Consider the following 13,593-nt stretch of genomic DNA (forward strand, 5'->3'; position numbering starts at 1 on the left):
TGACTGCGGCCTGCATCCGGACCTTCTCACGCCGGACCCGGGCTGCCGCGTTCATGCCACCACCAGCCGGATACCTCATACCTCCGGCCTACCGCGCCCATCGACCAGGATCACGTTGCCACGCCGACGACCGTCAGCCTTTCAACCTCTGTAGCAGCGCACCCAGGTCGATAACAGCCCATGTGTTACTAGACGGTGGGAGCCATGAAGGCGCCACAGCACGGGTGCATGCCTCAAGCAGCAGCGCAGGCCTGGACCGTGCTCGACGGCCCAGGCCTGACTAAGTCTGAGGGTGTGCTTTCGAGGTGTCTCGATAGCAGGCCCTCAGCGATTACTCGAAGTGCCTGTATTTCTCTTCTGCGATCCGTTCTACCGCATCCTCGCCGATTACTCGCTCGACCGCGGCGAAAACCACACTTCGTGCTGCAGCAATCCGCTCCCGCACGGCCCTCTCCATCATGTACGTCACCAGCAGATCCGGGCCCCCCTCGCCGAAGGCTATCCGAGAGAATATCCGATCGAATGCAACAACGAACTCGTCGAGATCAGAACCGACCTTGATTGCATCAGTTAGCGCTAGTTGACAAGTGGCATCCTGGTTGTCAGTCATCGGATCACCTTAATATTAGTTACAGGCAGGTCGCCAGTTGCCACCCATTCGGTGATCCCCATCGTGGGGTTGTGCCGACTACTAACCCTATCGGCTGCTGCATCGAATTCTAGGACCTTTCGACCACGTCCTCTGCCGATGCCGAGCGTGTTTTCTGCATCGGTCGGGCTCATCGGCTTTCCTCGCGCAGGAACCATGAATACCTTGTTCTGGTCGCTCGCCTTGATAACGCCGCTCTCCTGGATGCCTGAGGCGCCACGAGAGTTGGTGTAGTGGCGCATTCTGACGGTCGGCCCTTGCGGCTCGCCGGTCGTCCCTGCCGACCGTCCACCACTGACCCCGCCAGGACAGTTATGCACAAGGATGGGGGTGTTGCTGGCAAGCACATAGTAGGTGTGAATGTTCGCAACGGTGAGGTCGTACATGTGGCGCAGGCCACGATAGGAGCTGACGTTCTCAACCGCTACCCGACCGTGCTCGGAGGTACGAAGTTCCTCGCCTGCCTTCAGCTGGCCAGCACCAGTCCACGTGCCGGTCGTCTGGCTCCAGAAGGGATGGTTAGAAGTTGTCTGAATCTCGGCTTCAGTTCCGTCGCTCAGAAGCACTGTAAGGTCCACGAAGTGCTCGTCGATGTTGTCGAAGAGTGTTTCTACTTCTTCGCCAGTGGTGCGCCCGGTTTCGGGATCTGTTGCCAGGACTTCATCGCCGACCTTAATCTCGATGATCGGCTTTGTTGAGCCGTCTGCGAGCAGGACCATTGTGGATGCGGCGAAGCTGTGCGTGACACATCCGATCTTGTTGCCGCGGATTGTCTTGACGCCTGTCGCGACGGTTACGACGTCGAGGACCCCTGCAGCCCCGTGTCCGCTGACGGCTAGCCAGTCGCCTTCTTGGGCGGCGTCGTACATGGCGGTTGCTCGGTGTTGGAGGTCGGCAGCTGCCATGGGGACGGCGACGGTCGTGTAGACCGCACCCATAGCTGCGGATTCGACGAGGTCGCCCGCGTCGTTGATGTCGCCGTTGAGGTAGTCGGTGGTGACGTTGGCAGCTACGCCGGCCGCGTAAGCGCAGCCGACGACGCCTGTGCCTCCGGTTAGTGACGTGCAGCCGATGAAGACGCCAACACCGACGGCGGCGCCGGCGAGCATGGTTTTGTTTTCGTTGAACCAGTCTTTGGTTCGGTCCCAGTTGCTCTTCTTCTGTTTGGGTGCGCTGCCGCTGCTGCCGCCGCTGATGACTTGGTTGTCGTAGCCGGCGCCGTGCTGGCGGGGCTGGGTCTTGGGCAGTTGGATGTAGATGGGGTTGTTGATGTTGTTGGGGGTACTGCCCATCTCGCCGATGGCGTAGTCGCGGATCAAGCCGGTGGGGTCGCTGAATGTGATGGGGTTGTTGTTGGCGTAGGAGTAGGCGTTCCACTGTTGTGGGTCGGTGAGGTCTTGGAGCGGGTCGACGGAGATGAACCGGCCAAGGGTGGTGTCGTATTCGCGGGCGCCGACATGGGTGAGGCCCGTGGAGTCGATGTCACCGCCGACGAAGCCTTTGCTGTTAGGCCAGATCGGATTGGTGCCGCGCGGGCTGCCGTAGGGAGTTTGGCGACGGACGGTGACCTGCTGGGTGTAGGCGTTCACCGCGATGCTTTGGGTGCCTTGGTGGTCACCGAATAGCCAGGTGAGGCTTTGTGCGGCGTTGGTGCGGGTGGCGATGGTGCCCCCGCCGAAGCTGTAGTAGCGGGTGGCGGTTGCGGCGGTGCCGGAGATGACGCGGCGGATCTCGTTGCCGGGTAGGTAGAGGGTGGTGCCGGTGTTGTCGCGGTGGATGAGGCGGGTGCCGTCGGCGTCGTAGAGGCTGCTGGTGGTTTTGGTGCCTTCGATGGTTTTGATTGGTTTGCCTTCGGCGTCCCAGGTGATCTGCTGGGTTCCGGTGTCACCGGGCCGGTGGGTCATGCTGCCGTTTTTGTCGTAGCTGTAGCCGACGGTGGTGCTGCTCTGGTCGGGCAGGGTGGTCGTCAAGCCGGTGACGGAGTGCGGCCGGACTGAGTTGGCGCCGGAGGCGGGCACTGTGTATTTGCGGCTGGTGTCGCCAGCGGCGGTGTGGGAGACCTCATGGGTGCGGTTGCCCAGGTCGTCGATGGTCCAGTCGGTCCAGTACGGGGCCGGCCCGGCGAGGTTGGCCACGCTGGGTGCGGTGGAGCAGGCGACGTCGGTCTTGGGGGTCCAGGCTGAGGTGAGGCGCTGCAGCGGGTCGTAGTTGAAGCATTGTTTGTCGGCCTGGCCGACTTGAGGGGTGTCGGTGATCCAGAGGATCTGGCCGCTGGCGTCGTATTCGTAGCCGCGGTCGGCGACGGTACCTGTCGCGGTCTGGGGTTTGACCTGTACCTGCTTGACGCGGCGGGTGGAGAGGTCGTAGGTGACGCCGCGTTCGGCGTAGTAGCCGCCGCTGATTCCCACGGTGTTGACGGTGGGTTCGCCGTATGCGGTGTATTGCTGGCCGGTGACGTAGGTGCCGACGCCGGCCAGGTTGGTGTCCAGGCGGTTGGGCAGGCCGCTGGTGAGGTCGTATTTGGTGGTGATGGTTTCGGTGGTCAGGCCGCCGCCGGCCGGGTAGGTCAGGGTGGTGGGTTCGCCGGTGTAGCCGGAGAAGCCGTAGGAGTAGATGTAGGTGCCGCCCAGGCCGGTTTCCGCTGCTGGGATGAGGTAGTGCGCGCCGGTGACCTGGTTACGGCTGTTGAAGCCACGGGCCTGCCATTTGTAGGGCTGGCGGGTGCCGTCGGCGGCGATGTCGTACCGGATGGACTCGGTCAGGGCCCCGCGGACGGTGGCGCCGGAGATCAGTTTGTCGTACACCCACTCGGCGCGCTTGTTGGCGTCAGCGACTGCGGTGTTGTAGACGGCTGTCTTCCGGCCGCGTTTGTCGTAGGTGTAGACGAGGATCCGGTTCTCGGCGTCTTCGGAGAGGGTGAGCTCGCCGAGGTCGTTGTATTCCGAGCGGCTCTTGCCCTTGTCCGGGTCGGTGCTTGCCGTCTGGCGGCCCAGCAGGTCGTAGGTGTAGGTCCACTTGTTCTGGGCGTGGTCGACGACCGAGGTCAGCCGGTTCTTGGTGTCGTAGTCGTAGTCGGTTTTGAGGTAGGTGCCGTTGATGCCGGCGGCGGTGTTGTACTGGCGCAGTTCGTCGGTGCGGCCGAGGGCGTCGGTGACCGTGGTGGTCGGGGTGCCGCCCTTCGGTGGGATGACGGTGGTGAGGTCGCCTTCGTAGCGGGTGGTGGTGCGCCACTTCTCGACGGTGTTGGTGCCGCCATTGTCGGCGCTACCGGCACGGATGATGGTGTCGGTGGGCCGACCGGCGCGGTCGAAGAGGGTGACCGTTTGCGTGGGGACGGACCATTCCGGTTCCCACCACAGGGTTCCTGCCGGGTCGCCGGGCTCGGCGTGTGCGCCGTACGACATGGACAGCAGGCCGTACTCGTCGTACAGGTTGTCGGTAACGACGCGGCCGCCGCCGACCGCGGCCGCCTGGGTCTGGCGCGCTCGCATCATGCCGTCGTAGATGACGTAGGACGTTTGGGTGCCGCCTGCGGCGTTCAGCTGGTCGGTCTTGACGTACGGGTAGTTGCTGCGGGTGGGGCTGTAGACGTAGGTGAACGTCTTCAGCGGCTTCTGAGGGTTGGTGGCGCGGGTCCAGCCGGCGTCCCAGACCTGGCTGGTGCGGCCGAGCGGGTCGTAGGTGACGTCGGCGACGCGGCTGTTGATGTCAATGATCTTGGTTGGGGCGGACCAGGCGGGGTTGATGTCGGTGGTGGTGACCCACTGGTCGGCGGTGGTTCCCCCGGCGATGTTGCCGGTCTCGGTCTTGCGGGTGACCAGGCCGGTGGCCGGGGTGTAGGTGTGGGTGACGGTGTTGCGGCGAGTGTCGGTCTCGACGGTGGGGCGGCCGAACTTGTCGTGGGTGGTCTCGCCGCCGGTCAGCCAGACGGTGCCGCCGGCCGGGGTCCAGGCTTTCATCACGTCGGTACGGGTCAGCTGCCCGCGGACGGGTGCGGTGGTGATGCTGGTAGCGCCGTCGTAGAAGGTGAGGGCGTCGTCGACCATCTGGGCTTCGGTGGTCGGGGTGGTGCCGCAGGCGAGCGCGGTGGTGGTGATCCGGCTGGGCAGGGTGACGATGTTTTTGGCGGTGTTGCGGTTGTAGGTGGTGGTGGTGCATTTCTCGTCGCCGGTGACGGCGACGTTCCCGTTGTCCTGCACCGTGGTGGCCAGGCCGTAGGTCTGGTCGTACTTGGTGGTGGTGCTGGTGGTCCGCCAGCCACGGGCGCCGTTGACGCCGAGAGCGGTGCTCGAGTACACGGTCTCGGTGTTGACGTAGCGGGCGGTGACGGTATCGCCGTTGATGGTGCGTGAAGCGGTGGGGGTGGACAGCCACGGGACGTTGACGGTCTTGCTGACCGGCTTGTCCTCGGCGCCGTTGTAGACGATGTTTTCGCGGACCATGCCGGCGTACTGGTCGTAGTCGTAGACGGTCTCGGTGCCCACGGATGCGGGCACGGTGACGGTTTCGGTGCCGCCGGAGGGGCTGCTCTTGTCGCCGTGCATGCCGCGGAAGAAGATCGTGCGGCTCAGGGTCGGGTTGACGTCGCCGACCCGGGTGAGGACGCTCTTGTAGCCGCGGAACTGGTCCCACGTCTTGTATTTGGCCTTGGACAGGCCGTCGTCGTCAGCGTAGTGCCAGGCCGGGGTGCCTTCATAGGTGTAGTAGGTGTGCTTGGCCGGGGCGTGGTGGCCGTCGGCGAGTTGCACGTCGATCTCGGAGACCTTGGTGACGACGTACTTGTGCCACCACTCGGTGAGATCAGCGCCGGAGGTGGAGTAGGGGTCGGGTCCGATGACCGGGTAGCAGAGCTTGGTGTTGTTGTGTGCCGACGTGGGCAGGTTGTTCTGGCTGCATTCCGGCTGTGAGTAGGTGACGGCGATGCGGGCGCCGGTCTCGGTGTCGATGTTGGCGATGCGGTGCCAGTTGTTGGTGGTGTTCGTGCCGGTGAGGACCCGGTTGGCCATCGACACGGGCTCGAAGGTGACCGGCGGCATGGCGGCGGTGCCGCCGACCAGGCCGGTGTGGGCGACGGAGGCGAGCCACAGGCCGGCGTTGGTGCTGTCACCGGGGCTGGGGAAGCTGTGGGTCAGTACCCACTGGTCGACGTCCTGCCAGGTGGGCGTGGTCTTGGTGGTGTCCCAGATCCGGGTGGCGACCTTGGCCAGACGCTTTGTCGACCAGAAGGTCGGGGAGTAGTCGTTGCAGCTGGTGGCGGTGCTCTTGCATTCCTGGTCCCAGGGGGTGTCGGGCCAGTGTTGTGCGTCGTGGGTGGTGCAGTCGGACAGGCAGCGGTCCGCGGTGGTGAAGTTGACCTGTGCCAGCGGGGTGACCGACCGGTCGGTGCTGCCCCGGTCCCAGGTGCCGTAGTCGATGCGTGACAGATTGCCGCCGCGCACGTACTCGACGAGTTTGGTCGAGGACAGTTCCGCGGCGTAGCGGTTGGTCTCCTTGGCGTACCAGTAGGTGATGGTGTTGCCGTGGGTGTCGATGGCGTAGTCGAGGTTCCACCGCCACGCCTGGTTGCACGCGGACGCGGTGAAGGTCGCGGCCTTGCACGGCTCGCCGGTGTGGTTGCCGTACACGCGGGTGGTCCAGGTGGACCCGGTCTCGGCGGTGTGCCCGGCCGGTTTGTTGAGGCCGAAGAAGTACTGGACGCCGTCGGTGGTGGTGACCTTCCAGTATTCGCCGTCGTTGTCGCCGTTGGTGGCGCCGGTCAGCAGCTCGATCTTCGAGCCGTTCTCCGACCGGCCGTGCCAGCCCTTGCTGGCCTCGTAGACGAGTTCGGTGGAGGTGCCGCCCAGTGACAGGGTGGCGTTGTTGGAGCGCCAGCACTGGTCGAAGGACTGGGTCGGGTTGTTCGGCGAGCCGGACTTGTCGTCGTCGCAGGTGACGTAGCGGCGCTCGACTGAGCCGGGTGAGAAGTCGAAGCCTTCACCGATCCAGGACGGCTGGTTGTTGGTCGCCGCGGACCGGCCGTCAACGCTGGCCGAGGAGTAGGACAGCGACAGGCTCGGCTGCGGGCCGGCGATGCCGTTCGGGGCACGCATCGGGTAGTTCCACGTGAATCCGCCGGTGGAGCCGCCCGCCGACCAGGTAGCCGACGCGGCAAGCGGAGAGGCGGAGAAGTCACCGGCACCGCCCGACGGTGCCGCCGCGAGGGCGACCATCATCGTGCTCGCGCCGGCGGCCGGTGCGGCGGCCGCCTTTGCTGTAGCCGTCTTTGCTGTGGTGACGGGGACATCGGCGGTGACGGTGGTGGTCTTGGCGTCGTTGCTGGAGTCCAGTGGGGTTGCCGCGCACCCTGTCTTGTCCGGTGTCGTCAGGGCGCAGTCGGGCAGGCTCCACAGCCGCAGCCGTGACGCCCAGTCACCGCCGTAGGCGTATTTGAACTTCGAGTAGTCGACGGCCAGCGACGCTGTGCTGGTGTCGCGGGTCGACACCTTGACCACCACACCGGCCTGCCAGCGTTGAGGCAGGGCCGCCCGGTCGACCACCGAGGTGGTCACCACCGGTTCTTCTGCTGCCGAACTGGCGGTCGCGGCAGCGCGTTTCGCCGATTTGGCGGTGGCACGGATCGACGTTCCGGCTGCGGGCCAGACCGGATCGGGCAGATCGACTTGCTTGGCCGGCGGGGTCTTCTTCCAGCCCTTGCCGGCGACTTCGCGGCCGTGTTTGTCGAGCTCCTCGGTCTGGGCCTTCAGCGGCACCGGCTTCGGCTCGGCCGCTACTGCGGGAGGGACGGCCAGAGGTGAGGCCACCAGTACTGCGGCGGCCATGGTGGCGATCGAGATCCGCAGCCGGTTGGCTCGGGACAGGCGACCGATAATGAATATCCGCCGGCCGATGTGGTTCACCGTTGTTCTCCTGGAAGTCACTGTCATACCCCCGTCGAAGCGACGAGCTGGGAGACCTGCGCGTCGGTCATGGCGCCTTGGAACAGGCGAACGTCATCGAGGCCGCCGATCCAGCTGTCGACGTACCGGCTGGTGTTGTTGCTGGCCGTGTACCAGGAGTTCCCGACGATGGTGGGCCCCGTGGCGTTCCAACCGCTGACGGTCTTCTTGTCCTTGAACATGCCGTTGACGAACAGCTTGAACTCCTTGCGGCCGGCGTCGTAGACGACGGTCAGCTGGTGCCAGGAGGTGGCGTAGTCGTCGATGAGGGCTTCCTCGGCGATGACGTGGGTCCAGGTGAAGCCGCTGCTGGTGTCGGTGCTGGGCACCAGGATCTGGAACCGCTGGGCGGTGACCCCGTTGACGGTGGAGTTACGGACACCGAGTGCGAAGGGTGCTTGTTTGGTGCCCTTGGACGCGATCGCGGACATGGTGGTGTTGAAGTTTTTGACGCTGACGCGCACGTTGGCGGTGAAGGACTGGTCGGTGTAGAGCACCGGGCCGTCCGCCCACTGCGGATTCGCGGGGTCTCCGCTCCTGTTGTTCTGCGACTGGCCGTACTCGTGAGTGACCAACGTGGGGTTGGTGGGATGCGTGGTGTCGAATGCGCCGAACTGGTCGCCGGTATCGCTGGTGCCCATGGTGACGCCGGTGGTCAGCGCCAGGCGGTTGCCGAACTGGCTACCGTCGGGCGCCTCGCAGAATCCTGTGCTTGCGTCCTCGCAATCCATGGCGCTGTTGAAGTCCCAGCGGCTCACCTCGACAGGTGCGAGCATGCCGCGTTCGCCTTCGATGGCCGTCTGGGGGTCGGTGTCGTCGCCGGTAAGGTCTTCCTGGACCAGCACGCGGTCGAAGACCTGGACGTCGGCGACGCTGCCGTACAGGGCGTCAGTGACGGCGGTGGCTGACGACTTGCGGTTGCCGATCCGCAGCCGTCCAGTGCTCGGCAGCCCGGCCGGCGCGGCGATATCCGGCCTCGTCACGGTGTTGACCGTGTATTGCTGCGGGACGCCGTCGATCCAGAGGCGCATCTTCTTCTCGGGCGCGTCGTAGGTGGCGGCGAGGTGGGTCCAGCGGTTTGCGCTGGCGGCGCTGTTGGCGCAGGCCATGGTGCCGGCTGACGCTGCGGTGTCGGTATTGCTCATGTGGAAGCAGAAGGCTCTGTCAGGGGTGCCGTCGCCGTTGCGGTCGTCGATACGCAGCTGGAGCTGGAAGGTGGCGGTGTTGGTTCCGTCCTGGGACACGAAGCTTTGGGCGGTGTTGAGATTGTCCGGGCGTACCCAGGCGGCGACGCCGTAGCTCTTGGTGGTGTCGACAACAGTGGTAGCGGTCGTCAGGCTGCTCGAGCCGGTGAAGGTGGCGTTCTTGGCGCCGATGAGGTGCTGCTTGTTGGTCCAGGTGACACCCGCGGCGGTGAGGGGCCCGCCGGCTGAGTCGGCGGCCTGGGCATCGAGCAACGCGTCGGCCGCTGGTACTCCTGGCATTTCTTCCAGGCCCCACCGTGCGACTGCAGACGCGGCTTTCTCAACCACGAACGGAATGCCACCGTCGCCGACGTTGCCGGTGGTGTCGATGGCTTTGGCGTAGAGGAAGTTCTGCCCGTACTTAGGTGCCGATAGCTTCACCTTGGCGGTCTTGTAGGTGGTGCCGTCGATCACCTCGGTGGTCGTCGTGGTCACCTCGTTGACTGCGGCTTCGGTCCAGCCGTACCGGAACTTCGCCAGATCTGCGGCTGCTGACCGCAGCCGGAACTCACCTTCCTTACCGGGCCCCGGCGGGGTCACCAGCACGTCGGCCTTGATGTCCGGGTCGTTCAGGTCGACCTTGAAGGTGCACCAGTCCGACCAGGGGCTAACCTGGTTGTACGGGGCGGGATCGGCGCCCTGGACCTTGTATCGGTAGGTTCCGCCGTTTACTGCGCCGGTGATGCCGGATCGCACAGCGTTCCCACCGGACCTGATCGAGCTGGCGGTGGGTGCCGGTGTGATGGCCGTCCAGGTGCTGCTGTTGAGGCGTTCCCAGGCCCAGGTCGCCTTGATGTCCTGGTCGGTGTCGGCGTCCGGCATCGTGGCCTGGAACGTCAGCGAGGTGGTGCCGATGTTGACAGTGCCGGTGCCGCATTTGGCGCCGTTGACCCACATGGCGGTCGGCTTGCCGGGGACCGCGTCGACGTCGGCGGTCAGCCAAACCTTGTCCGGGTAGAACTTCTTCCACCGGTCCTGTGTGGTCTCGTACTGGCCGGAGGCGTTTCCGGCGCTGAGGGCGACCGTGAAGCTGCTGGATGCCCGGCTGGTCACTGCCTGGAGGGCGCTGCTGATCGAAAAATCGGTGTCGCGGTTCTTCGGGAAGTTCACGATCATGTCCGGCTGCGGCGAGTCCGCACACCCAGCGCCCTCGTTGGCGTTCGAGACGTTCGAGGTCAGGTGCTTGAGATACCACGTCGCTGACGAGTTCCACGTCATACGGGGTGAACTGCTGATCGGGTTGGTGCTGTACAGGTGCGTGGAGGTGGCGTCGCACGACCACGAGTGGTCGAGTTCGGTGTGCACGTGCGCCCGGTAGATGTACTTGTTGGCGATCGCGGAGATCGGAAACTGGAAGTACGAGCGGTACACCGTGCCGCTGTTGGGATCCCTGCCTACGCGGGCACGGGTCGTGTCGTTGTTGGTGCTGTTGTTGTTGGTGGAGTAGGCCCACTTGTTCTTGTTGGCGGCCCAGTGCGGATCGATGTACAGCGGGAACGTCGCTGCCTTCACCAGGGCGGAGTCCGGCTTCAAGACCAGGTCACCGGTACCGTTGACCGAGGAGGCCACCTCCGACACCATGGCGGCGTCAGACGGCCCCACTGCGGTGGACTTGTCCTCACTCATACCGCCACCACCGGTGCTGCTCAGCGTCCTGGCCGAAGCTGACGCCGCCGGGGCTGTCCTGGAGTCCCACATGGTCGGCACCTCGGCTGATGCCACGACGACGTTGCCCGCTACCGCTTGCAAGGACCCGTCACGGGTTTGCCGCATCTGTGCCTGGCCGCCGAGGTCGAAGGTGATGGCACTCAGCTTCGGGTCGGCAGCGGCGGCGGCGGTGTTCACCTTGAGGACATGCGAGAACCCCTCAGGAGTGGCGCGGACGACCAAGTCGACATCGGGTAGCACCTCGGCGTAGGTGGCGGTGTCGCCGCCGACGGTCGGCTTCGGCAACACTCCCAATGGCCAGGAGACCGTAAAGGTGCGGCCCAGCTTGACCGTGGTAGCCAAGGGCCCCGAACCACCGGCGGAGAAACGTACATCCGCAGCAGATGCCTTCGGCCGCAGCGTGCCGTCGGCAGCGCTGACCAGCGAGGTGTCGATATCAGCCCAGGAGCCGTTGGCGCGGCGAATACGCTGCTGCACAACGGCCGATTCGAAGGTGAAGCGCCCTGTCGGCTCGGCGAACAACTGCGAGAACTCGGTCCGGCTCGACAGCACCTCGACACGTTCGCCACTGGCGATAGCAAGCTGCTTGGCACTGAACTCATTGACAGCGACCCGCAACCCTGGCATCGCGGTCGGAAGCGTCGCTTCAGCGCGCCCCGGGATCATCCCCATCGGAATCCCGATGATCGCAGCAAGCAAGGCGGCCATGAGTGGCCGATTTTGGGCAGTCTTCTCCCGGAAAACGGTGTTCAACACCGAGCTCCCCCGTTCTCGTTCGAGTAACGGCGCGAACACTAAGGCGCTGTGGATTCTTTGTGAATTGCCCATGCAGCGCCTGTACAGCGACCGGACGCCTCAAAAAGGGACGGCAGGCTCATTCGGTTCGCTAGGTGACATGCGCGGATCATCAATGTGAGCGGGTTCACAATTAAATGGTGCAAGTTCCACGTTAACGCCCAGTCTTTGCCAACGAGCGGCCAGTGGTCGAGTACCCGAAATGTCGGTCCCGGCTCCCCCAAAAAGACAAATGCACAGCTTCAGTCGGAGCAAAACTGCTGGCAGTCGTGAGCCACGAGGTCACCATTCCAACGGGGGCCGGGCGCGCATTATTCGAATCCTTGAGCCCGTGACGCCCTGCCGACCTGCGGCGCGGGGACGCGAGTCCGAAATCCAAACAGGAGCAACGGGGGTGCGTCTTGCGCTGATCGGTATCCATTGACTTATGCTGCCGAACCAGCAGATCTTGAGAGTCGGGAGACATGGGACTCAGACACACCGCAGCACGGGTCAGTAGCGCCGCCATCGCCGCCTTGGTGACGACCGCCGGCGTGGGCGCACATGCCGCCCAGGCGTCGGCAGACACAACCGCCCCCACCATCACCGACACCGGCATCGCAGCCGGATCCGTGATCAATGGAACCGTCACCGTGCACCCGGTGGTCTCGGACGACGTCGCGGTGACCAAGGTCGAACTGAGGCATTTCCACCTGACGGCCGCGACCTCCACGAAGGCACCGTTCACGCTGTCCTGGGACTCCCGCCGCTACTCCGACGTCAACGTGCAGCTGGCGCTGGTCGTCTACGACGCCGCCGGCAACTCGTCAATGTCCGAGGTCGTGACCGTACGGGCCGACAACCACGCGCCGTTCGTCATCTTCCCCTGGGGATCCACCTACAGCCTCAAGCAGACACCGGATATCAGCTTCACCGGCGTGGCGCCCATCGACTTCACCAAGCGGGGCGTGGCCGAGGACACCGCTGGTATCGAGTTGACCATTGGCACGAAGGTCATCGGAAGAATCACCGAGGCACCGTGGACGATCCACTGGGACACCAGCGGCTACAACAGCAAGACGAGGCTAACCGTCCGTAGCTGGGACAAGCTCGGCAACACCCACACCACCGACAGCGATGTCTGGGCTGACCACACCGGCCCGACCATCACACCATCGTTCCACTGGAAACCCGGTCTCATCACCGGCGGCAGCGAAGTGTGGGCCACCGTCTCCGACGGAGCCGACGTCCGGAGGGTCGAACTACTCGTCAACGGCACCGCCGTATCCGCCGACGCGGGAACCGGCGGCGGACCCGTCAAGTTCACCTGGCCGAAGGGAATGCCCAACGGCCCGGCCACCATGACGATCCGCGCCGAAGACATGATCGGCAACGTCAGCGAACACACCCAGACCGTCACCGTCGACAACGACCAGCCCGTCGCCACCGTCAGCCCTGCCGCCGGAGCGTTCCTCCGCGGCACCGCCTCTCCGGTCGCCATCACCGGCTACCAGGACCCGAGCGGCCTCGCCTACTTCATCGCCGGCGTCGGTCAGGTTCAATCCTCCACGAACAAGGCGCCCTGGCGGGTCGGCGTCAACACCACCTGGGTGCGCGACGGCCGGCACACCCTGACTTGGCAGATCGGCGACAACGCCGGCAACCAGACCACCGGCAGCCGGATCGTCACCGTCGACAACACCGCACCAGCGGTCACCATCAGCAAGGCCCCACGCAACAACAGCGTGCTGCGCAACAGCACCCGGATCAGCGTCACCGCCCGCGACACCTACGGCATCGCCAAGGTGCAGCTCCTGGTCAACGGCAAGGTCGTCGCCACCGACACCACCGCCGCCTACGGCTTCACCATCAACCCGAAGAAGTACGGCAAGAAGTTCACCGTCCGCATCCGCGCCTACGACAAGGCCGGCAACGTCCGGTACACGGCCAAACGCACCTACCGTCGCTGACGCGGAACCCTCTCTTCGGAAATCTCCGACAGCCGCGTGACAAGGCCAGCACGGCATTGCCCTCTGCTGGCCTGCTAGTCGCGCGGGCTCGGCGTCGGCTCGTAAGGTCAGGAGACTTGCGGGTACCCCTGGATGTCGCGGCTTTCCTGCGGCTCACCGGAGTCTGCCTGCGCATCAAGCATGTCTCGCCGCAACGCTTCACGGGCGGCGGCAAGCCACGGCCAGTTCCAGCCTGCTGCAAGGTCCGCGCCCGCTCGGGGGACTGTAAGAACAACGGTGTAACTCCTGATCAAGGAGACGCACCTGATGACTGTCATGACGGACACCGTGGATACTTCCGCGGTGGCGAAGAA

The 13,593-nt window shown here is 64.9% G+C and carries 5 protein-coding genes; 1 reads left to right on the forward strand and 4 read right to left on the reverse strand.

Going from position 1 to position 13,593, the window contains the following annotated elements; translation table 11 throughout:
• Positions 1–331: 331 nt before the first annotated feature.
• The 3 genes from AB0G04_RS43695 to AB0G04_RS43705 all read right to left on the reverse strand — a co-directional run bounded on the left by AB0G04_RS43695 (position 332) and on the right by AB0G04_RS43705 (position 11,252).
• Positions 332–610, reverse strand: a complete 279-nt coding sequence (locus tag AB0G04_RS43695; RefSeq protein WP_360996513.1) for a hypothetical protein — start codon at positions 608–610, stop codon at positions 332–334.
• Positions 607–7,467 carry a polymorphic toxin-type HINT domain-containing protein gene (locus AB0G04_RS43700; protein ID WP_360996516.1) on the reverse strand — a complete coding sequence of 2,287 codons (6,861 nt, stop codon included), beginning with the start codon at positions 7,465–7,467 and terminating at the stop codon, positions 607–609. Before AB0G04_RS43700 ends, AB0G04_RS43695 begins: the two co-directional genes overlap by 4 nt.
• A 101-nt stretch (positions 7,468–7,568) precedes the next feature.
• A complete protein-coding gene (locus AB0G04_RS43705) occupies positions 7,569–11,252 on the reverse strand; it encodes a LamG-like jellyroll fold domain-containing protein (protein WP_360996518.1) in 3,684 nt (1,227 codons plus the stop codon).
• Between the two features lie 503 nt (positions 11,253–11,755).
• On the opposite strand from AB0G04_RS43705, the gene AB0G04_RS43710 reads away from it, so the two are divergent.
• The gene (locus AB0G04_RS43710) at positions 11,756–13,240 is read left to right on the forward strand and encodes an Ig-like domain-containing protein (protein WP_360996520.1); all 1,485 of its coding nucleotides are present in this window, start codon (positions 11,756–11,758) and stop codon (positions 13,238–13,240) included.
• Positions 13,241–13,347: 107 nt separating this feature from the next.
• Here the strand turns inward: AB0G04_RS43710 and AB0G04_RS43715 are convergent.
• A partial coding sequence (locus tag AB0G04_RS43715) for a hypothetical protein (RefSeq protein WP_360996522.1) occupies positions 13,348–13,593 on the reverse strand: 246 nt, incomplete at its 5' end.

Source organism: Actinoplanes sp. NPDC023801, from assembly GCF_040639655.1.
GTDB lineage: Bacteria > Actinomycetota > Actinomycetes > Mycobacteriales > Micromonosporaceae > Actinoplanes.